The sequence below is a fragment of the Bacillus sp. Marseille-P3661 genome, from assembly GCF_900240995.1.
In the GTDB taxonomy this organism is placed as follows: domain Bacteria; phylum Bacillota; class Bacilli; order Bacillales; family Bacillaceae_J; genus OESV01.
Map to the genome: position 1 here is coordinate 931,875 of NZ_LT965953.1, position 22,058 is coordinate 953,932.

24 protein-coding genes are annotated in these 22,058 nt (G+C 36.6%); 21 read left to right on the forward strand and 3 right to left on the reverse strand.

What is annotated here, in order from left to right; genetic code table 11:
- The first annotated feature begins 25 nt into the window (after positions 1 to 25).
- Together C1724_RS04205 and C1724_RS04210 are read left to right on the forward strand one after the other, a co-directional pair.
- Complete coding sequence (locus C1724_RS04205) at positions 26 to 1,804, forward strand: peptidoglycan D,D-transpeptidase FtsI family protein (RefSeq protein WP_102345474.1); 1,779 nt, start codon at positions 26 to 28, stop codon at positions 1,802 to 1,804.
- Between the two features lie 140 nt (positions 1,805 to 1,944).
- Complete coding sequence (locus tag C1724_RS04210; protein WP_102345475.1) at positions 1,945 to 2,670, forward strand: YrrS family protein; 726 nt, start codon at positions 1,945 to 1,947, stop codon at positions 2,668 to 2,670.
- Positions 2,671 to 2,771: 101 nt separating this feature from the next.
- Here C1724_RS04210 and C1724_RS04215 read toward each other — a convergent pair whose 3' ends face one another.
- A complete protein-coding gene (locus tag C1724_RS04215) occupies positions 2,772 to 2,984 on the reverse strand; it encodes a YrzA family protein (protein ID WP_102345476.1) in 213 nt (70 codons plus the stop codon).
- Between the two features lie 188 nt (positions 2,985 to 3,172).
- On the opposite strand from C1724_RS04215, the gene mtnN reads away from it, so the two are divergent.
- The 16 genes from mtnN to C1724_RS04295 all read left to right on the forward strand — a co-directional run bounded on the left by mtnN (position 3,173) and on the right by C1724_RS04295 (position 15,991).
- Positions 3,173 to 3,877 carry a 5'-methylthioadenosine/S-adenosylhomocysteine nucleosidase gene (gene mtnN, locus C1724_RS04220; RefSeq protein WP_102345477.1) on the forward strand — a complete coding sequence of 235 codons (705 nt, stop codon included), beginning with the start codon at positions 3,173 to 3,175 and terminating at the stop codon, positions 3,875 to 3,877.
- Positions 3,878 to 3,975: 98 nt separating this feature from the next.
- Positions 3,976 to 4,212, forward strand: coding sequence for a YrhC family protein (locus C1724_RS04225; RefSeq protein WP_180994114.1), 237 nt, complete (start codon positions 3,976 to 3,978; stop codon positions 4,210 to 4,212).
- Positions 4,213 to 5,732: 1,520 nt separating this feature from the next.
- Positions 5,733 to 6,257, forward strand: coding sequence for a NapC/NirT family cytochrome c (locus C1724_RS04230; RefSeq protein ID WP_102345479.1), 525 nt, complete (start codon positions 5,733 to 5,735; stop codon positions 6,255 to 6,257).
- On the forward strand, positions 6,250 to 7,674 hold the full coding sequence (locus C1724_RS04235) for an ammonia-forming cytochrome c nitrite reductase subunit c552 (protein ID WP_102345480.1): 1,425 nt from the start codon (positions 6,250 to 6,252) through the stop codon (positions 7,672 to 7,674). Before C1724_RS04230 ends, C1724_RS04235 begins: the two co-directional genes overlap by 8 nt.
- 379 nt (positions 7,675 to 8,053) lie before the next feature.
- Positions 8,054 to 8,983 (forward strand): hypothetical protein, encoded by a 930-nt coding sequence (locus tag C1724_RS04240; RefSeq protein WP_102345481.1) that lies wholly within the window; start codon positions 8,054 to 8,056, stop codon positions 8,981 to 8,983.
- Between the two features lie 11 nt (positions 8,984 to 8,994).
- Positions 8,995 to 9,438, forward strand: a complete 444-nt coding sequence (locus C1724_RS04245; protein ID WP_102345482.1) for a cytochrome c maturation protein CcmE — start codon at positions 8,995 to 8,997, stop codon at positions 9,436 to 9,438.
- Between the two features lie 34 nt (positions 9,439 to 9,472).
- Positions 9,473 to 11,455: a heme lyase CcmF/NrfE family subunit gene (locus C1724_RS04250; RefSeq protein ID WP_102345483.1), complete on the forward strand. Its 1,983-nt coding sequence runs from the start codon at positions 9,473 to 9,475 to the stop codon at positions 11,453 to 11,455.
- Between the two features lie 22 nt (positions 11,456 to 11,477).
- The gene (locus C1724_RS04255) at positions 11,478 to 11,954 is read left to right on the forward strand and encodes a cytochrome c-type biogenesis protein CcmH (RefSeq protein ID WP_102345484.1); all 477 of its coding nucleotides are present in this window, start codon (positions 11,478 to 11,480) and stop codon (positions 11,952 to 11,954) included.
- An 11-nt stretch (positions 11,955 to 11,965) separates the two neighbouring features.
- Positions 11,966 to 12,349, forward strand: coding sequence for a hypothetical protein (locus C1724_RS04260; RefSeq protein WP_102345485.1), 384 nt, complete (start codon positions 11,966 to 11,968; stop codon positions 12,347 to 12,349).
- Positions 12,349 to 12,747: a hypothetical protein gene (locus tag C1724_RS04265; protein WP_102345486.1), complete on the forward strand. Its 399-nt coding sequence runs from the start codon at positions 12,349 to 12,351 to the stop codon at positions 12,745 to 12,747. The genes C1724_RS04260 and C1724_RS04265 overlap by 1 nt, the downstream gene beginning before the upstream one ends.
- An 18-nt stretch (positions 12,748 to 12,765) precedes the next feature.
- Complete coding sequence (gene ccmA, locus C1724_RS04270; protein WP_102345487.1) at positions 12,766 to 13,461, forward strand: heme ABC exporter ATP-binding protein CcmA; 696 nt, start codon at positions 12,766 to 12,768, stop codon at positions 13,459 to 13,461.
- 2 nt (positions 13,462 to 13,463) lie between these two features.
- On the forward strand, positions 13,464 to 14,147 hold the full coding sequence (locus C1724_RS04275; protein WP_102345488.1) for a heme exporter protein CcmB: 684 nt from the start codon (positions 13,464 to 13,466) through the stop codon (positions 14,145 to 14,147).
- Positions 14,148 to 14,150: 3 nt separating this feature from the next.
- The gene (locus C1724_RS04280; protein WP_102345489.1) at positions 14,151 to 14,894 is read left to right on the forward strand and encodes a cytochrome c biogenesis protein; all 744 of its coding nucleotides are present in this window, start codon (positions 14,151 to 14,153) and stop codon (positions 14,892 to 14,894) included.
- A gap of 22 nt (positions 14,895 to 14,916) precedes the next feature.
- Complete coding sequence (locus tag C1724_RS04285) at positions 14,917 to 15,051, forward strand: CcmD family protein (RefSeq protein WP_102345490.1); 135 nt, start codon at positions 14,917 to 14,919, stop codon at positions 15,049 to 15,051.
- Positions 15,052 to 15,120: 69 nt separating this feature from the next.
- Positions 15,121 to 15,636 carry a TlpA family protein disulfide reductase gene (locus C1724_RS04290; protein ID WP_102345491.1) on the forward strand — a complete coding sequence of 172 codons (516 nt, stop codon included), beginning with the start codon at positions 15,121 to 15,123 and terminating at the stop codon, positions 15,634 to 15,636.
- Between the two features lie 16 nt (positions 15,637 to 15,652).
- Positions 15,653 to 15,991 (forward strand): hypothetical protein, encoded by a 339-nt coding sequence (locus C1724_RS04295; RefSeq protein ID WP_102345492.1) that lies wholly within the window; start codon positions 15,653 to 15,655, stop codon positions 15,989 to 15,991.
- A 1,264-nt stretch (positions 15,992 to 17,255) separates the two neighbouring features.
- On the opposite strand, the gene C1724_RS04300 is transcribed toward C1724_RS04295, so the two are convergent.
- The gene (locus C1724_RS04300; protein ID WP_102345493.1) at positions 17,256 to 17,975 is read right to left on the reverse strand and encodes a thermonuclease family protein; all 720 of its coding nucleotides are present in this window, start codon (positions 17,973 to 17,975) and stop codon (positions 17,256 to 17,258) included.
- Between the two features lie 290 nt (positions 17,976 to 18,265).
- On the opposite strand from C1724_RS04300, the gene C1724_RS04305 reads away from it, so the two are divergent.
- On the forward strand, positions 18,266 to 18,712 hold the full coding sequence (locus C1724_RS04305) for a Dps family protein (protein WP_102345494.1): 447 nt from the start codon (positions 18,266 to 18,268) through the stop codon (positions 18,710 to 18,712).
- Between the two features lie 44 nt (positions 18,713 to 18,756).
- Here the strand turns inward: C1724_RS04305 and C1724_RS04310 are convergent, their stop codons facing one another.
- A complete protein-coding gene (locus tag C1724_RS04310) occupies positions 18,757 to 19,743 on the reverse strand; it encodes an ABC transporter substrate-binding protein (protein WP_102345495.1) in 987 nt (328 codons plus the stop codon).
- Between the two features lie 254 nt (positions 19,744 to 19,997).
- On the opposite strand from C1724_RS04310, the gene C1724_RS04315 reads away from it, so the two are divergent.
- Entirely contained in the window at positions 19,998 to 21,002 is a 1,005-nt protein-coding gene (locus C1724_RS04315) for a FecCD family ABC transporter permease (protein ID WP_102345496.1), read from the forward strand.
- Complete coding sequence (locus C1724_RS04320) at positions 20,999 to 22,054, forward strand: FecCD family ABC transporter permease (RefSeq protein WP_102345497.1); 1,056 nt, start codon at positions 20,999 to 21,001, stop codon at positions 22,052 to 22,054. The genes C1724_RS04315 and C1724_RS04320 overlap by 4 nt, the downstream gene beginning before the upstream one ends.
- Positions 22,055 to 22,058 lie beyond the last annotated feature (4 nt).

The window sequence follows — 22,058 nt, forward strand, 5'->3', positions numbered from 1 at the left end:
AAAATGGAGATGAGGTGTTTTTTTTATGAAAATAAAAAGAAGAGCACAATTAATGATCATTACGATTACAATAGTCTTACTATGCCTAATTGGAAGACTAGCACAAATACAATTAATACAAACTGAGTCCTTCTCTAAACATCATGTCAATTTAATTGAAGCTAGTGTCAAACAACGAACACAATCAATTACTTTAGATTTGGGTAGAGGTCGTTTTATAGATCGATATGGAGAGGCGATAACACATGATTATTATCCAAGCTTAGTATTATTTCCTTTTCTTAAAGATATGGAGTGGCCTGCTGACGAAATTGCAATGATTACAGGGATACCAAAGCCAGCATTAGAAACCGCTGTTAATAATGCAAATGATCCATTTGCTTTTGGGGGCGATCAACCTATTAAGCTCACCGAACAACAGCAAGAAAAAATAAATGCTTTAAAAGTTCCTGGAGTGTTTGCTTTATACCAGCAAGTGAAGGAAGAGGAAATTATTAGTGAACATTTGATTGGCATGGTTCGTGAAAATAAGAAATTAATTGAAGAAAAATACGAGGATAAATTAAAGCAAGGAATGATATCTTATGATACTAAAATTGGAATTACAGGACTGCAAAGAGCATTTGATGAGTTTTTATTGCCTGAAGGGGAATCCAAGCTACTTTATCACGTTGATCAACTAGGTGGACCATTATTTGGACTTGAGGTAAAATACACTGCACCTGCCAATCCATTTTATCCTACTGCTGTTAAAACAACTATTGATAAAGCAATTCAAGAAATGGCAGAAAAGTACATTGATCAATACCAAATCAAGAAGGGTGGGATAGTCCTACTTGATGTAGAGACTAGTGATGTATTAGCGATGGCAAGTCGTCCCAAAATGAATCCCAATAACCCTTTTGCTGATTCGGGAGGAATTAATAATATAATCGAACCACAAATCCCTGGTTCTGTATTTAAAATTGTAACAGCAGCAGCAGCTCTTGAAAAAAATGCAAAACTCCGAGGAAGATTGTTTAATTGTGATTTAGATTTATACGGTGAAGGAACAAGTCAACGTAAACTAGGGTCATTGAACTTTGAAGAAAGTTTTGCGCAAAGCTGTAATTATACATTTGCTAAATTAGCCGAAGAAATGATCGCAGATAATGAAAATATTCTTGATGAATATGCAAGTAAACTAGGCTTAACAGGTTTAGTTGGATGGAGCGGTGATGTTTTTCATTTTACTAACTTTAAACAATTTCCTGAAGAAAAACAAGGTCAAATTTGGGGTGACCCAAAAGATAAGATGGTAAAAAAGGCTATTAATCAAACAGCCATTGGGCAAAAAGAAGCGAAGATTAGTCCGCTTGCGATTGCAAATATGATGGCTACTATCGCACGTGGTGGACAAAGAAAAGAGGTTCGTTCCGTTTCTGAGATATTATATAAAAATGGCACAAGTCTTTATGCGTTCAATAATCAAGATCTAGAAGGAGAAAAAATTTCATCCTATGGAATTGAGCACCTTCAAAAATTATTAAGAGCTGTAGTTACATCCGGTACAGGCAGTCGTTTTCGAAATTTACCCTATCAAGTAGCTGGAAAATCAGGTACAGCTGAAACTGGACGAAACGGACTAGTCAATAAATGGTTTGCTGGGTATTTTCCGGCACAACAACCTAAATATGCATTAGTTGTTGTCGAATTGGATGTGCATGATCAACAGTCAAAAACGTATAATGTCTTTGAACAACTAGTTCAAGGTCTTTATGAATTAGACATTCATAATAGTGGATTGCAAAGTAAAGCGCGCTAGTGTCATTAATATAACTAGCGCTTTTGTTACTAGTTTGTAATAGAACTGTAGTAGTAAATTACTTTATGATATTGTGAATAAATGGTAGAATAATTTGTATGATCTTCAATGCACACTATGGGAAGAAATGAGGGGCAAGCATGAAATATGATTTTGAGGATTTATATGAAGGTCCACGTTTTCAAAATAAAGCTAGGCGTCGTAAAATGAAGTTAATCGTCTCAGGAGTTATTGGGATTTTAGGTTTAGTAGTTCTTATTACTGTAATTAGCCTTTTTACGCAAGACAGTGAGGTAGCTGTTCCAGTTGATGAAACGCAAGTTGCTAGTCAAGAAGAAAAAGTAGAAAATAATGAAGACATAGAGAATTCTAAATCACCGGAAGAAAATACGAATAATATAGAGTCCGATAACTCTGCTCATAATGATATTACAGCAGTTAGTGAGGAAATAGAGACAGAAAGTGATAAACTAGAAACAGAGCACGATAATAATATCAATACACAAGACTTTCAAGATGAGGAAAATGTTATTCAAGTTATTGAAGAGGACTGGGAAACAACAGCAACTACACAAGAAGGTCCACATGTAACTGATTTTACAAAAGGTTCTCAGGATTGGGAAGAAATGATGAGTGCAATCACCACAGCTACGGGTCTTTCAAAAGACAGTATGATTGTTTGGTGGTTAGGTAATGGCGGAGGTCCCGATAAAGCTGTTTCAACTATAAGTACTAAGGATCAACAATCCTATTACCGAGTCCAACTGGAATGGGTTCAAAATAAAGGCTGGAAACCAGTGTCCGTTGAAGAATTAGCTGAAAATGACCGTCTACCTAAAACAGATCATAATGAAGTTAGCGAGTAATAAAACTTTTTTATTTCATTACAGAATTTACATTTACTAGTAACTTAAGAAATTGGTTTATAAGTCAGCTTATTAAAGGTAGCGTGATACGCTACCTTCTTCTATACTTTTTTCAGTTTAAAGTGAACAACAGCCGTATAATAGGTTTTTCCTGATTCAACATCAATATGGGATTGGTGTTGGACCGCATGTACTTGGAGAAGTATAGCGCGATTATGCTCAATCTGTTCATTAATTTTTTTTTCTAAGGTTTTTAAATCAAATGCCTCAAAGAACTCCACCTTGTCTTCTATTACCTCAATTTTAAATTCCATGTTTCTTCTCTCCTTTTTGTTGGCTATTACGACGCTTGCGCTTTACCAATAATAAACCGTATAATAGTGACCGTACCCAAAATATATCATAAAGAGAAAATTCCGTCAGTAGGAGGTATACCCCTACTAACTATAGTGCAAAAATAGTTACTATAAAAAATATGTATACAGTGAAATGAGGTTTAAACGTGAAAATTGGAATTATTGGAGCAATGGATGAGGAAGTTAAGATATTGAAGGAGAGCATTCAAGATGCTGAAGATATTACAATAGCTGGTAGTGAATTCACTCTTGGGAAAATTCAAAATCTAGATGTAGTGCTATTAAAATCAGGAATTGGAAAAGTAAATGCTGCAGTAGGTACAACCTTGTTAATAGATCATTTTAATCCAGCTTATGTGATCAACACTGGCTCTGCTGGCGGTTATCATGCAGATTTAAATGTTGGTGATATAGTCATCTCAACCGATGTCAGACATCATGATGTTGATGTTACAGCATTTGGATATGAATATGGTCAAGTTCCTAAAATGCCTGCTGGATTTACTCCAAACGATGATTTAGTTAAAATAGCTGAAAAAGCCGCAACTAATATAACTGATATTCAAGTGGCAAAAGGATTAATTGTAACAGGAGACTCCTTCATGGATAATCCTGAGAGAGTAGAGTTTGTCCGTAACAAATTTGATAACTTATTTGCTGTTGAAATGGAAGCAGCAGCAATTGCGCAAGTGTGTCATTTGTTCAATGTTCCATTTGTTATTATTCGTGCACTGTCAGATATTGCAGGGAAGAACTCTAACACATCCTTTGAACAATTCCTTGAAAAGGCTGCACTTCATTCATCAACGTTAATATTAAATATGATTGAAGAGCTTATACCACAGAATTAGCAACTAGAGGCATTGTTGGTGATAATTACATACCTCATTCTATGCAAATTCATGATAAAGTTATGAAGAGAAACATTGCAGGATGGGGAGGATTAACAATGACTTCTACTACTATTAAAGAAATTAAATCTAAAATAAAAGATTATCATACATTTGCAACTACTTTATTAGTTTTTAGTGTTTTCTTATACTTAAGTGTAATCATTCCACATGAAGGTATAACTGATAACCAGTTAACCGTTTTGATGGGGATAACAGTTGCATTTCTAACTGGCTCATTTTATTTTTTTACTAAAGAGAAAATATTACGCAATAAGATCGAGGATCAAGAGTAATATTATAAAAGAGGTCAAACCGAAAGTGGTTTGACCTCTTTTTTTGTAGGCACGAATAGAGTCTATTCGTTACCACTAAACTGGCTTTGGCTCGCCGACGGGCCCGAATAGCCTCTATTCGTTATCTCTACAACGCTTTTTTCCCGCAGAAGGGCACGAATAGAGTCTATTCGTTACCACTAAACTGGCTTTGGCTCGCAGACGGTAACGAATAGAATCTATTCGTTACCACTAAACTGCCTTTTACTCGCAGACGGGCCCGAATAGAGTCTATTCGTTACCACTACACTACTTTTTCCTCGCCGACGGGCCCGAATAGAATCTATTCGTTACCACTAAACTACCTTTTGCTCGCCGACGGGCCCGAATAGAATCTATTCGTTACCACTAAACTGCCTTTTGCTCGCCGATGGGCCCGAATAGAGTCTATTCGTTACCACTACACTCCTTTTTGCTCGCCGATGGGCCCGAATAGAGTCTATTCGTTACCACTAGAACGCTTTTTCCTCGCCGACGGGCACAATTAGCCTCTATTCGATACCGCTAAACTACTTTTTGCTCGCCGAAGGGCACGAATAGAGTCTATTCGTTACCACTAAACTGGCTTTGGCTCGCAGAAGGGCCCGAATAGCCTCTATTCGATACCACTACACTCCTTTTTGCTCGCAGAAGGGCCCCGAATAGCCTCTATTCGTTACCACTAAACTGGCTTTGGCTCGCCGAAGGGCCCGAATAGCCTCTATTCGTTACCACTACACTCCTTTTTGCTCGCAGAAGGGCCCGAATAGCCTCTATTCGTTACCACTACACTCCTTTTTGCTCGCAGAAGGGCCCGAATAGCCTCTATTCGTTACCACTACACTCCTTTTTGCTCGCCGATGGGCCCGAATAGAGTCTATTCGTTACCACTACACTGCCTTTTGCTCGCAGACGGTAACGAATAGAATCTATTCGTTACCACTACACTACTTTTTCCTCGCCAGACGGGCCCGAATATATCTATTCGATACCACTACACTCCTTTTTGCTCGCAGACGGGCCCGAATAGAGTCTATTCGTTACCACTACACTCCTTTTTCCTCGCCGACGGGCCCGAATAGAATCTATTCGATACCACTACACTCCTTTTTGGCTCGCAGAAGGGCCCGAATAGTCTCTATTCGTTACCACTACAACGCTTTTTTCACACCGATGGGTAGTTTAACTTCGTTAAAGGGCAACTGACGTGTTTTTCTAATATTTTGCATAATTTCACTTTGCGGGAAATATTTTGATCACCAATTATTCATAAAAAATTCATTAATACTAGCAAGATAGTTTGTAATGTTTTTATGATAGAAAATTATAGTACCAACGTTTACGATGATATTTTTTTCATTAATATCTCATTCAAAAGTTTGCCTTATTTTGTTCAATGATTTGCTACAATTGCCTAGGCTTTAGTTTTCCTTAACATGCTAATGTTTTAGTGTGAAAGAATACCATTCCTCACAAAAAAACTAGAGAAAGGAGTGAGAAACATGTTTGAGAAGTTTAAGACACTTGATAAAAAACTCCTATTATTAATAGGACTATTTTTTGGTATTGTCTTAGCTGCTGCAAGTGCAGAAGCATTGCACTACACGGATACAGCTGATTTTTGCTCAACATGTCATCCAATGGATACGGCTTATAGCAGTTTCTCTGATTCTGTGCATGCTGATATTGCTTGTAACGAATGCCATGCTCCAACAGACAATATTGTGAGCAAGTATATGTTCAAAGCAAAAGCAGGTGCGCATGATGTGTATATGAATACATTAAATGTGGATGAGATTCCAGATGTAATTCATGCCAAACAGGCAACCGAAGATGTAGTACAAGAGAACTGTATTAGCTGCCATCAAAACACAATACAGACAGTAGAACACAATTCCAAAGACAAATGTATCAATTGTCACAGACAGGTCCCTCACGGTAAAAAGAACAAGCTCAAAACTGACGAGTGGAACGCACCAGGAGAGTATGAAATTAAAGGTAGAGAGGATGGCGTAGCAAATGAGTAATTTGAAGCGTTTTCTCATGCTAACAGCAGTAGCTATTTTTTCAATGGCTATAATGGCAGCATGTGGAACAAAAACTGCTGATAATACAAACGCTTCGGAAACACTGAACACTGGTTTATCGCCAGAAGAAATCAGCAACGAAGCATTTAAGGATCTATTCCCATTACAATATGAAAGTTATATGCGCACACAAGATATGCAGGATACAAAGTATGCAGGATCTGTACCGACTTCTAAATTTGATCATAGTAAAGAGCCATACTTACCGATTTTATTTAATGGATACGGATTTGCCCTTGACTATAATGAAGATCGCGGTCACGTTTACGCTATTGAAGATATGAAAACTTTACGTATTAATGATAAGTCTATCGGTTCATGCTTAACTTGTAAATCAACAGCTGTGCCACAATTAATTGATGAATTAGGTGACGATTACTGGGGAGGAAATTTTAAAGGTGAAATTATGCCTGCAGCAGAAAATATGGGACATTCTCCGATTGGATGCTCAGACTGCCATGATCCGGTAACAATGGAGCTACGTGTTACTCGACCAAGCTTTGCTAAAGCAATGGAAGCCCAAGGAATTGATATTTCAAACCCAACTAAAAATGAAATGCGTACATATGTGTGTGCACAATGTCACGTAGAATACCATTTTGCTGACAGTAATAAAGAAGTTACGTTCCCTTGGGATAATGGTTTTAAACCTGAAGATATGTATGAGTATTATGAAACTACAGCAAAAGCTGAGAACTTTAAGCAAGACTGGAAACATAATATTTCTGGTACACCAATGATCAAAGCGCAGCATCCTGAATTCGAAACATGGAGTGATGGAACACACGGTAAAGCTGGGGTTTCTTGTGCAGATTGCCATATGCCATATGAACGTGCGGATGGTAAGAAGAAAATTTCAAGTCATAACTGGACTTCGCCGATGAAGACAATTGAACAGTCTTGCCGTACTTGCCATGCAGACAAGACTGCTGCAGAATTAAAAGATCGTGTAGAATCTATTCAAGAAACTAATTTCGAAGCACTTCATAAAGCACAGGATATTTCAACAACTGCTCACTATTATGTGAACAGAATGATCACTGCTGGTGCTCCAGAATCTAAAATTAAGGCAGCACAAGATCTTGTTAGAAAAGGTCAGTGGTTCTGGGACATTATCGCTGCTGAGAACTCAACTGGTTTCCATAATCCTCAAGGATCAATGGACTCACTTAAAACATCTTCAGAAGCATCAAGCGAAGCCATTATCTTGGCAACTGAAGAATTAGTTAAACTTGGTGTCAATATGGAAGAATTAAAAGCTGAAATCGAAAAAGCTCGTAAAGCTGTATACGATGAATCGGATACAACGAAGAAAAAAGATCAAGCAACTAATAGTTTCTTCCCTGCACAACAATAATATAAAAATTAAAGTATCGTGTAACAAATGTTGCACGATATTTTTTGTTTTTTACTAATGTTTAAAAATTGCAAATTGTTGTAAGTCCCTTATTGTGTGGATTAGTGATGAATATCACGAAAATTACTAGTTATGATTATTATAAATCTAGCTTTCTTCAAAATCAATAATGTCAGTGAAATACATCACGCTTATTGTTGAAATCTTTATGAATAAATATATGTATGATTTTTGACAATAGTTCTGTGCTTATATTAATAACATTTAAATTCAAATACAATCAAGGTAGATTTTCAACTTAAAGGAGTGACTATGTTTGAATCGATTCTTAAGAAAATTTTTATCGTGCCTTTTAATAATACTATTGGTAGTTAATTTTATGATAGATCAACAGCAAACATACGCAGAAACACAAGCACTGACATTTACAGAAACAACTGTTGTTCTAATGCCTGAATATAATAAACATCCAAATAAAGATATAAACGAACCCAACCTATTAATAGGTTTTCATGGAACACTTATAAATCAAACAGAGAAGTTGATTTCTGAAATTACAATTCCTGTTCCAACTAATATAGAAAATTTGGCCATAAGTTTAGTGGCCAGCCCTACTGAAAATGAAGAGGTTAACGAAATTAAACATACTTTGAATGAGAAAGCTGAAGATATTACATTATACTTTGTTGAACCTATTGCACCCGGAGCAACGAAGAAAATAATGATCGAGTATTTCTATACACCTATTACTGCTGCTGGAGGGAAAAAATCATTTACATACGATTATAAAGCTTTTGCAGATGCAGAATCCATGAACCTGATCTTATTTGAACCTTATTATACCGAAAAATTCACAACTGTACCGGAGTCTGACAGACAAGCTACTGATTCCATGGGTGTAAAGATGCACTTATATCAATATCAAGATATCAAGAAAGGTGAGACGAAACACTATGAATTTTCTTATATAAAAGAAGACGATTTAACAACAATGGAAATGGTTGAACAAATTACATCTGATAATGCAAAAACAGCACATGATGATGTTACTCAAGAAAATTCAGTGCAACCAGGTAGGAAAGATACTACTATTTTCAACGCAGATATGACTTTTGGAATTCTCCTAATCGCATTGATCATCTTCTGCTTTATTGCTTGGTTTGTAAGAAAAAGAAAGCATACAAAAGAAAGAGAAAGTTTAGAGCCTATATCTAAAAAGCTGCTTAATAAAAAGGAACTACGTAAGATGTTAGCAGCTGGTGAATTAGATGAAGAGCAGTATATAAAGGAATTATCCAAATTGGGATAGGAGTGGGAGTAATGAAGAAAAATACTAAAATACTAATGGGATTTAGCGCTATTTTCATAGGGATTGTTATTTTATTGATTGCGGCAACACCTGGTTCAAGCGGTACAGAATTAACGTTAGAAGAATTTGTTAAACAACCACTTCAATATAAGGATAGATATGTAATGACGCAAGGTGATTTAATTGAAGACAGTGTGAAGTGGAATGCTGACGCAATTGAATTAAGGTTCGATATTACAGATGAAACAGGAAACGTACTACATGTTACCCATAAAGGAGTTAAGCCAGATAACTTTAGTGAAGGGGTCATTGTTATTCTCGAGGGTTATGTTAATGATGATGGGTCGTTTAACGCAGAAAAGGTACAAACAAAATGTCCCTCAAAATACGAAGGAGAAGATCCAGAGAAATATGACCCTGAGCTCCATAAACAGATAAAAGAACAAGCTAACTAAACGCTATTAGGACGTAGAATAAAGGAGAACCGCAATGTACATCATCGGAAATGCAATCATCTACCTAGGCTTTGCAATCTCGATATATGCCATTATCGCTTTCATAGTAGGAATTCGTAAACAGAATCAAAAATGGATTAATAGTGGGAAAAACAGTGTTCTAGTCATGTTTTTCTTGACTAGTATCGCAATGACACTATTATTCTATGCATTAGGTACTAGCCAAATGCAATTCAAATATGTCTCTGGGTATACAAGCAGTGATTTACCACTAATTTATAAACTTTGTGCATTATGGGCAGGAAATGCAGGGTCATTGTTATTATGGACATTCTTTTTAACTATGTACAATGCCATGATTACCTTCTCTAACAAGATGAAGGGAAACCCAATGGTACCTTATATTTCCTCTATCTTACTAGGAAATACTATTTTCTTCTATTTCGTTTTATTAACAACAGCAAAACCTTTTGAACTAAACGAGACGATCCCAACCGAAGGTAAAGGATTAAATCCGATGCTGCAGGATCCAGGGATGATTTTACATCCAGTAACATTATACCTTGGATATGTGGGAATGGCCGTACCGTTTGCATTTGCGATAGCAGCTCTAATACTTAAAAATGTTGACTCGTTCTGGATTAAGATGACTAGACGCTGGACCTTACTAGCATGGTTATTTCTCACCCTTGGAAACGTGATAGGTGGTTGGTGGGCATATTTAGAACTCGGTTGGGGTGGCTATTGGGCATGGGACCCAGTTGAAAATGCATCCTTCATGCCATGGCTTACTGTAACAGCCTTTCTACATTCGGTGATGATTCAAGAACGTAAACAAATGTTAAAAGTTTGGAACTTAAGTTTAATCATCTTATCCTATGCTTTAACACTCTTTGGTACTTTCCTAGTTCGGAGCGGTGTATTAACATCTGTTCATGCTTTTGGGGATTCCAATTTAGGCACCTACTTCTTGATCTTTATGGCATTCGCTGTGATTTTTGCCTTGTATGTGATGATGAGCCGCTATCACCTATTAAAAAAAGATAGTGGGCAGTTTGAATCATTTCTTTCTAAGGAAAGTAGTTTCTTAATTAATAATCTAATTTTGGTAGGTGCTACTTTTGCAGTTTTCTGGGGTACAATATTCCCGCTAGTTTCAGAAGCTGTAAGAGGTACAAAAGTAACAGTAGGTGTTCCTTTCTTCAATACAGTTATGTCACCTATTTTACTGGCATTGCTGTTTGTAATGGCCGTTTGTCCGTTAATTGCGTGGCAGAAGTCCACGGTGAAAAATTTACAAAAGAACTTTTTAATTCCTGCCATCCTTAGTATTGTAGTTGCTGTTTTATTATTTGTATTTGGTGTACGGGGATCTTATCCACTCATTTCATTCAGTATTGTAGCGTTCATGCTCCTAACACATTTGTTAGAGGTATATCGTGGAATATTGGCAAGACGTTCCGTAACAAAAGAATCGTATCCAGTAGCTTTAGCAATGCTGATGTCAAAAAACCGCCGACGCTATGGAGGTTATATTGTTCATTTTGGTATTGCACTAATGGCGATTGGAATTATCGGTACACAAAATTTTGATGTAGAAACTATGAAAACAATAAGGATAGGTGAAAGCATTGAGGTCCTTGATTATAAAATTATCTATAAAGAATTAGCTCAAAAGCGCGAAGGAATCAATGATATTGTATATGCAGTTCTTGCAGTAGAAAAAGATGGTAAATATATTGGCGATGTTCAGCCCGAAAAAATCTTCTTTGGCAGCTGGGACCAACCTTCTACTAATGTAGCATTGCTTTCTAGCTGGGAAGAAGATTTATATACAGTAATCAGCGCATGGGAGCAGGATAAACGGGCTACATTCGTTATTCGCATAAATCCGCTAGTAAAGTGGATTTGGACTGGTGGCATTGTAGTCATTTTCGGTACACTATTTGCCATCTTGGGAGGGAAATACAATCAAATTACTCCTAGATATACAGGCGCAGACCGAAAAGTTTCCTAGTAATGAAAGGGGGCGCAAGCTCTTGAAATATCGAATACTCGTATTATTACTGCCATTACTTTTAATGACCAATACGATTTTAGCAGCTGAGTTTGATTATAGCCGTAAAGACTTTCAATCTATTGTATCAATGCTAGATATGGAAGGCCATGGTAATGATGATCTGGCAACTTGCTCCGTTAAACAGCTCTACTATGAAGAAGTAGCCGAAATGCTCGATAGTGGCATGAAGAAGGATGAGATATTAGATTATTATGTTGATCAAATGGGTGAAGAGGCGTTAAAAGCGCCTTTAAAACAAGGCTTTAGTTTAACAGCATGGATCACACCATTCGTCCTTTTTATTCTTGCTTCTATTTTGGTCTACTATATTATTATTAGATTTGTACAAATGAGGAATAATCAACCTAAAACTACCACTAGTTGTCAAGCAATAGATGAAATGGAAAATGAAATATTTTTGTCAATGATCGAAGAGGAACGTAAAAAGTATTTTTAGGAAGTGATCAAATGAATATGGTTACAATCATTGCTAGTGCACTGTTAGTTATTGGCTGCCTGTACATCATTTTTTCTCCTTTTATGCAAAGGACAGTTGATAATATAGACCATCAGGTGATGGCGTTTGATGATGCTCTAACCAAAAAGGAATTGTATGCAACCTTAAATGAAATTGAAATGGATTATAAGATGCACAAGTTATCTGAAATCGATTATAGAACGATGAAATCGACATACGAGAAAATGGTTGCCGATATTATGAAATCAGAAACTAGAATTACTAGTAAAATTAGCAGTATGCCAAATGTACATGAAGAGGTTATACAACAAATCGAAAATGAAATAGAAACGGAACTCTATGCGTATAGAAATGAAAGGAAGGGCGATATTTAATGTTTCTATTATTAGCAGCAGATTCAGAGTTTACGAGATCTGCCCCTTCTTTCCACAATCCTGGACACTTAAGAATGTGGTATGATTCACCACTTCGAGAATTTAATCCTCATATATTAATGATTGTGCTAGGAGCCATTTTGCTGGCTTGGCTTTATTATTATTTCTTTTTTATCGTTAAAAAAGCTCGCGAATCAGAAACCATACAGATTGACAATGATGAAAAGAATTTTCAGCAGTTACTTATTAAGCGGGCAACGCTAGTAAATAAAATGATTGAGCTTGAAGACAAGTTTATTGCCGGCAGCATTGTAAAAGAAGAATTTGATACTAAATTCAATGCCTATAAAAAACACCTTATCCAAGTAAAGCTTGATCTAAGGAAATTTACGGATTGAGCCTAGGAGGATTAAAAATTGATAACCATACAAGCTTTGAATAAAACGATTGGGGCAAAGGATATTCTTCGTGGGATTCACTTAAATATATCCCATGGGGAAACAATAGGAATTCTTGGGCCAAATGGTGCAGGAAAAAGCACGATCTTAAAAATAATTGCCGGCTTAGTTAAACCATCGTCAGGAATAGTAGAGATTGATTCCCTAAATTTTAAGGAACATGATTTAGAGGTTAAAAAGAAAATCGGATTTCTGGCGCATAATAGTTATTTATATGACCATTTTTCACCAATGGAAAATCTGAAATTATTTGGTCAGTTATATAAAGTGGAGAATTGTGAAGAAAAAGCGAAGGAACTCATTAGAGAAGTAGGGCTAACATTTTTTATGCATGAGCCCGTAAGGTCATTCTCTAGGGGGATGATTCAACGATTGGCTATTGCTAGAGCGATAATTCATGAACCGCAAATATTAATTTTAGATGAACCGCATACGGGTCTTGACCAACAAGCTGTAAAACTATTAAATGATGTGATTCTAAAAATGAAAGATAAGGGTACTACGATATTAATGGTAACTCATGATTTTGCGCAAACAGTAAAGACATGTGATCGTATTTTAATTATGAAACATGGCATGATTGTGGATGATTTTCAAGTTAAAGAGCGTAATTCGGATTATATTTATGAAAAATATAGTGGACAGGTGGGCTAAGAATGATAGATATGTTTAAAGCAGCGCTACTTCTCACCTGGAAGGATTTATATTCTGAATGGAAAACCAAGCAAGTTGTTACCACGATGCTGATTTTTTCAGGGTTAGTGATCGTTACATTTAGCTTTGCATTTGATCCTGCCAACAATGCAGTGAAAGCCGTTATACCAGGTATGATTTGGGTAATTACGATTTTTTCAGGGATATTGGGCTTAAACCGCTCATTTTTATCAGAGCTAGCAAATGATAGTATACATGGTTTAATTGTGGCACCGATTGATCCATCTAGCGTGTATTTAGGTAAGTTTTTATCTAACTTGATTCTTGTATTGCTTGTTCAAATTGTATCCGTCCCACTGCTATTTATATTATTCGATTTTAAAATGTTTGGTAATGTTTGGTTGCTAATTTTGGTATTACTTCTAGGCACTGTAGGTTTTATTTGTGTAGGTACATTTTTGTCGGCCTTATCAGCGAATTCTAAAAGCAGTGAAATGTTATTACCGATAATTTTGTTCCCAGTTGTAAGTCCTGTTGTCATTGGGGCAGTACAGGCTTCTAAAATTATCTTAGTAAATTATGAAAATATCAACAGTGCTTATTCCTGGATTACGCTCATAGCTGTATATGATCTAGTGTTTTTTGTACTCTGCTTTATATTATTTGAATATGTGTTGGAGGTGTAGGAAATGGGAAAGCAACAATTTGAATTAGAAATACAAAAACAATCGAAGTTGCATTCAATACTTTTTTGGACATTAATGCCGTTAATGGCTCTTGCCATGTATTTAGTATTTATTTGGTCTCCTGTTGAGAAAACAATGGGAGTTGTGCAAAAAATCTTTTATTTTCATGTAAGTACTGCATGGGTTGCATTTTTGGCATTTGGTGTTGTGTTTGTTTGCAGTATTATGTATTTGATCAAGCGCCAGCGGATATACGATATTGTTGGCGGGGTTTCGGCTGAAATTGGTGTTTTATTTACTGCAATGGTCTTAACCACCGGGCCAATCTGGGGTCGTAGTGCTTGGAATACATGGTGGACATGGGAGCCGCGTTTAACGACAACTTTGATTCTCTTTTTTATTTATATCGCTTATATTATTATCCGACATATGGATGGTGCGTGGGAAAAGAAAGCGCGATTAGCAGCAGTTTTTGGAATTATTGGTTTTATAGATGTTCCAATTGTTTTCATGGCGATTCGTTGGTGGAATTCTAAGCTTCATCCAATCGTATTTGGTGATGGACCTAGTCAAAGTGGTGGTGGGATTGAAACACCAATGTTAATGACTCTTTTACTTTCGGTTGCCGCCATTACTTTGCTTTATGTGATTTTACTTCAAAAAGGTATTTATATTGAGAAGTCCAAATTGGCTGTCGAACAGTATAAAAAACATGTCCAAGAAAAAATGATGCGCAAAATTAGCTAAATATTAAGAGGAGGAAAATAACATGGGATATTTATTTGCTGCTTATACAATTATTTGGGCGTTAATTGCACTATATATGGTGGTATTGGGGAAACGTCAAAATACTGTGCTTAAAGAAATTGAATTCGTTAAAGAAATAGAAAAAACGAATTTATAAATTTGTAGATCAATGGCCTGACAGAAACATAAATTTGTCAGGTTCATCTCTTAACAGGAGGGGCCCTTGATGAATAAGCGGGTTATTCAAATGATGATATTAGTAGTAGTAGGCTCCGTTTTTTTCTTTTTAGCAAAAGGAATAGACGGAGTTGAAATTGTTCAGGTAGGTGATCAAGCCTATGATTTTGAACTTGAAGACTTAGACGGAAATATTCATAAATTATCAGACTATCAAGGTCAATTTGTTGTTGTGAATTTCTTTGCAACTTGGTGTGTTCCTTGTATAGATGAAGCGCCAGAGCTTGAAAAGTATGAACAGCAATATGGTGAAGTGTCACCTCTATTAATTATTGATAGAGGCGAGCCAAGGAAACGTGTCCAAAAGTTTAAGGACGATATTAATTCTACATCGAAGTATCTGCTAGATCAGGATGACAAGATTTCAAAAATATATAATGTAGTCGGCCAACCAGAGACTTTGATCATTGATCCAAATGGGATAATTCGCGAGAAAATTATGGGCCCAACAACGGCTGAAAACTTAGCCTCGATGATTAGTATGTTAAAAATGAATGGTTATTAAAATGGAGTGACATTATATGCAAAAACATCCGCAAACTGTGAAACTAGTAATTGAAAATTTATTAACAAATGAAGAAGATATAATAAAAGTGATAGCCGGAGAGAAAACCTCAGTAAGGAGACATGGCAAATATACAGAAGTTGGCGAAATTCTAAAGCTTAAAGGCAATCATTATAAAATCACAGCAGTTTACCAGCAAGCTAATCAAGAGATGACCATTCAAGGTGCGATGAAGGAAGGCTATCCTTCGATAGAGGAATATCGCAGCCATGTACAAAGCTGCCATAAGATAACAACGTTAACCTGGCAGCCAGAAAAGCTATTTTGGGTTCATGAATTTGAAAAGGTAGATTAACGAGAATCAAAAAGTCCCTATGATAAAAAAAGTGGAGAAGAGCCTTTTTTACAAGGCTTTCTTTTTTTGTCTTTCTGCAAGTAGCTGGGGTATGCCGCTAACTTATAGTACTACAGTGTGCTATGCGATTTTAGTTAGCTATTATTCGCGTTGATGTTACTAGGTCATCTGTAACTTTGTCCTGTCAGTTTTGATGCAATTTCCGGATAGCAACTCAGAATCAAACAGGAATTCTGACAGGTTTGCACAGTAATCAGTTATTTGAGTCAGAATCAGCGAGGAATTCTGACAGGTTTGCTGAAAATCCAGTGATTTGAGTCAGAATCAGCGAGGAATTCTGACAGGTTTGCTGAAAATCCAGTGATTTGAGTCAGAATCAGCGAGGAATTCTGACAGGTTTGCACAGTAATCAGTAATTTGAGTCAGAATTAGAGAGGAATTCTGACAGGTTTGCACAGTAATCAGTAATTTGAGTCAGAATTAGAGAGGAATTCTGACAGGTTTGCACAGTAACCAGTAATTTGAGTCAGAATCAAAGAGGAATTCTGACAGGTTTGGTGAAAATCAAGTGATTTGAGTCAGAATCAGAGAGGAATTCTGACAGGTTTGCTGAAAATCAAGTGATTTGAGTCAGAATCAAGGGGGAATTCTGACAGGTTTGCACAGTAATCAGTAATTTGAGTCAGAATTAGAGAGGAATTCTGACAGGTTTGCTGAAAATCCAGTGATTTGAGTCAGAATCAAGGGGGAATTCTGACAGGTTTGCACAGTAACCAGTAATTTGAGTCAGAATTAGAGAGGAATTCTGACAGGTTTGCTGAAAATCCAGTGATTTGAGTCAGAATCAAAGAGGAATTCTGACAGGTTTGGTGAAAATCCAGTGATTTGAGTCAGAATCAGCGAGAATTCTGACAGGTTTGCTGAAAATCCAGTAATTTGAGTCAGAATCAAAGAGGAATTCTGACAGGTTTGGTGAAAATCCAGTAATTTGAGTCAGAATCAAAGAGGAATTCTGACAGGTTTGGTGAAAATCCAGTGATTTGAGTCAGAATCAAGGCGGAATTCTGACAGGTTTGCACAGTAACCAGTAATTTGAGTCAGAATTAGAGAGGAATTCTGACAGGTTTGCTGAAAATCCAGTGATTTGAGTCAGAATCAGCGAGGAATTCTGACAGGTTAGCACAAAATCCGGCAAGTATAGTCAGAATCTACAGCACCAGCATAATACCCAGTTCCGCAAATATAGTTAAAATCAAGCCAAATATTAGTTAAACGGAGCACGAAATCCTGCGGCCTTGGCTTCTTCTTCACTGCAAAACAAAACTTCCGGCTTCGTTTGTTTGTAGGATGGAGATTCAACTGTGTGGTAAATTTTTTCACCTTTCGAATTAATATTTCCCTTTATTGTACAATCCCCCTCTCCTGTTGATGGGAGCTTGTCCGCATTTGCTAAGCCGCGTTCATCATTAAAGCCATCATCATCAACATAGTTTTCAATACTCCAAATTCCAACTGCTGCTTTTTGGGCTTGTTTTTGTATGTCGTAAAAAGAGTCTACATACTTCGTATTTGGAGCATAAACATAAGCAACACGAGCTAACCCTTTTTCAAGGAGCATTTCGTTGATCATTTTTCCATCCACCCATATATAAGCGAGCAAGCGACCGTATTTATCTCTTTCAGAAATATCTAGTTCCACCATTACTTCTTTGCCCTCAAGGATATCTCTCGTAAACTGTGATGCTTCTTTACCAAATGGCTGTACCGGTTTACTTGGATGCTTTGTTTCAGGGGTATCGACTAAAAGCAAACGAACTCTTTCTTCTTTATTATTAATCATAATGTCGAAAGTATCACCGTCGACAACATTTGTTACAACCGCTGAATGGTTTAGATTACTTGATGAGCAGCCTAAAAGTAAAAATAAACATACCAGATTAATAATATTCAAATATTTACTTTTACAAAATAAGGATACACACATAATGGTCCTCCTAACTAAAACTATTCGTTTTTTAGATAACGTTACGTTTATAGAAGTTTTGTAACTAAATCATATCCTTAATTTACATACAGATTTCAAATAAATAAAGTGAAATTTTGTGGACATTCTGAGTTTCTATTTGGTTTTAACCTTCATAACCCAATCATCTAAACAAAAAGTTTGGAAATTGTCACATTATTGTTTAGAATTGTTTAGAAATTTTTGGTATGTTTAAGTATGGGTACCCTAGGGAATATATAAATTGTACTATAATTTAAGGGGATGTTAGAATGGGACAACTTACTGATGTTTTAAACAAACAAATTGCCAATTGGAGCGTACTATATGTGAAACTTCATAATTATCATTGGTATGTCAAAGGTGGACATTTCTTTACACTACATACAAAGTTCGAAGAATTTTATAATGAAGCGAGCCTACATATTGATGAATTGGCAGAACGATTATTGACTATAGGCGGCGAGCCAATTGCAACGATGAAAGGATATCTAGAGGTTTCATCCATTCAAGAAGCAACTGGAACTGAAACAGCAGAACAAATGGTACAAACATTAATTAATGACTTTTCGATGGTTGTAGGCGAGCTAAAAGAAGGAATGGCATTAGCAGAAGAGCTAAATGATGAAATCACAGGCGATATGTTGTTGGCTATTCATGGTGGTCTAGAGAAACATGTATGGATGCTTAAAGCTTTTTTAGGTAAAACAGTTGAATAATACCATAAAAAAGCTGATCCAATTGGATCAGCTTTTTCTACTTTTTACTCATTTAAAAAGATTTTCTCTAAGTCATCAATCATAAGATTTGCCGCTAAAACACCGCCAGCAGTATTCCAAATTGCATCATCCACTTTGTGGATATCGCCACGCTGAACAACTTCAAGCTTTTGGAATAGAGGGTCATTTAACCACTCTTCTTCAACTTTGTTCGCTTCACCGTCACCAGTTTCATACGTAAAGTAGAAAAGAACGTCACCCTCCATTTGAGGAATCATTTCTTTTGTAGCCCCTTTAATTGCAAATTCATCTACATCTTGAGATTCAGGTCGTGCAAATCCGATTTGTTCTAAAATTACGCCAGAAAATGTATCTTTTTGATAAATACGGACGTCGCCACCCATGAAACGAACCATTGAAATTTCTAAATTTAGCTTATCCCCAGCTTTTTCTTTAAATGCAGTGATTCGTTCGTTGTATGCGTTGAGAACTTCTTGTCCTTTGTCTTCTTTATTAATCGCTTTTGAGTATAGCTTAAAGTTTTCTTGCCAATCCCCACGAAGTGTTTCAGCAAACACTGTTGGTGCAATTGCACTTAGTTGCTCGTAAACCGCTTCCTGGCGCATTTTGTTTCCAATAATTAAATCTGGCTGAAGAGCGGCGATTGCTTCAAGATTTGGTTCACTTTCTGTCCCAACTTCAGTAACACCTTCCATTTGCTCGGCAATATGTACATACCAAGGGTCACCAGTCCATGATTTAACAGCACCCACGGGTGTAACTCCCATTGCTAAAAGCGCTTCTGTTCCTTCATTTGTCAGAATAACAATTTTTTCTGGAGTCCCTTGGATTTCGGTTGTACCCATTGCGTGTTCTACCGTGTATGTAGTAGTTGTTTCTGTTTGTTCAGTTTCTGTTGGTTTTTCAGATGGAGGCGTTGTCTCATCTGCATTGTTTGTGCCACAGCCCACTAATGTAATCATAAAAAACATTAGTGTAACTAGTGTCATCATCCATTTTTTGTTTAACATAAAGAATCCCCTTTCAATGAAAACTAATTAATAATGATTTTCATTTGCGTTTATATTATGATCATAATTTCCCACAAATAAAATGTCAACACCTAAATGAAAATGACTCTCAAAATCATTGACTGCAGTTCTCAATTACAATAAAATTACTATAGATCTATTTTAAATATTTATCCGCGCTGTTATTCATTTTTTTAGGGACATAATGCCTAAAAAATATCGAATGTATTTTATGCCCAAGGGAGTCCGTTTATATGGTTTTAAAGTCAGTATCTTTAAAGATATGGGGTTTATTGTTCGGAGTACTTTTATTACTTTTATCTATTTGTATAAGTATTGTATATGGCTATACTGAAACAACATGGGGCTTAGCATTTAAAGCTTTTACAGAGTTCGATGGATCAAATGAGCATTTAGTTATTCAAACAGTAAGGTTGCCACGTGCGCTCATAGGTGCAGCTATTGGAGCTAGTCTCGGGATAGCTGGCGCATTAATGCAAGCTTTAACAAGAAATCCGTTAGCTGATCCTAAAATTCTTGGCATTAACTCGGGTGCTAGTTTTGCAATTGTTCTAGCTGTTTCTTTTTTTTCAATAACATCACTAGGGGCGTTTGTCTGGATTGCTTTCGCAGGAGCTGCCATTGCAGGAGTTATTGTATTCATCCTTGGAACTGTTGGAAAAGAAGGCTTAACGCCAATGAAATTCACATTAGCTGGAGCAGCAATTTGGGGATTGTTTTCATCTTTTACTCAAGGGCTTTTAGTTTTAAATGAAAAAGCGCTTGAAGAGGTTTTATTTTGGCTAGCTGGCTCGATTTCAGGAAGAAAAATGGAATATCTAAATAGCGTATTTCCTTACCTAGTGGTAGCCTGGATTGGTTCCATTAGTATTGCTCGTCACATAAATTTATTGACAATGGGGGAGGATGTTGCAAAAGGACTAGGACAACGCACAGGACTGATTAAATTTCTTGCTGGTATTCTGATTATTTTACTGGCAGGTTCTTCTGTTGCTGTTGTTGGTCCTGTGGGTTTTATAGGTATTATCGTGCCACACATTGCTCGTTTGCTAGTTGGAATAGATCATCGTTGGGTTATTCCTTATTGTGCAATAATTGGAGGGGTATTGCTTAATCTTGCCGATATAAGTGCGCGATATATTATTATGCCGCAGGAAATTCCGGTAGGAGTGATGACCGCCATTATCGGTACACCATTCTTTATATATATTGCACGCAAGGGGATGACTAAGCGATGAAAAAATATAGTCCGTTTCGATTGCGAAAAGGAAAAGTCTCTTTTCTAATTGATAAGAAAGCAATGTTCATTTTTATAATTCTATTAATATGCACTCTTTTATTATTTTTATTGAGCACTGGTATGGGTGATATGAAAATAAGTCCTTTAGATGTGATAGCTGTTATCTTCGGCCAAGGCACGGAAATGCATAATCTTGTTGTAAAATCGTTTCGGCTGCCAAGAATTCTGGTGGCGTTGTTAGTTGGAATGGCTTTAGCAGTATCAGGTGCAATTTTACAAGGAATTGTTAGGAACCCGTTGGCATCGCCGGATATTCTTGGTCTAACAGGTGGAGCATCAGTTGCAGTTGTTGGGTTTTTGGCTATTTTTAGTGATAAAAATAATGCCCTAACGGTAAGCATTCACTGGATGCCGTTAGCTGCATTTATCGGTGCAACAGTTATAGCTATTTTAATTTATATTCTTGCTTGGGATAATGGGGTTTCGCCCATTAGGTTGGTTCTAGTAGGCATAGGATTATTTGCACTTACTCAAGCAATTACAACCTTGTTAATGATTTTAGGTCCTATTTATCGAGCTAGCCAAGCTAATATTTGGTTAACTGGTTCGGTCTATGGCTCCAATTGGGAGAATGTTACAATACTAGCACCTTGGACCTTACTGTTATTATTCATAACATTTGTTGCAGCTCGACATATTAACATCCAAGAGCTAGGCGACTCAATTGCAACAGGTGTTGGCAGTAATGTTAATAAACAACGACTATTTTTACTATTGCTTAGTACGGGTTTGACTGGTGGCGCAGTTGCATTTGCTGGAGGGATCGGTTTCGTAGGCTTAATGGCACCTCATATAGCAAGAAGATTAGTTGGTTCAGCGTTTGGAGGATTATTGCCTGTTTCTGCACTCGTCGGGGCCGTATTAGTAATGCTTGCTGATTTAATTGGAAGAACAATGTTCGGGGCTAATGAAGTTCCAGCTGGGATTTTTACAGCAGCAATAGGTGCTCCTTATTTTATATATCTCTTATTTAAAACTCGGAATATGTAGGAGT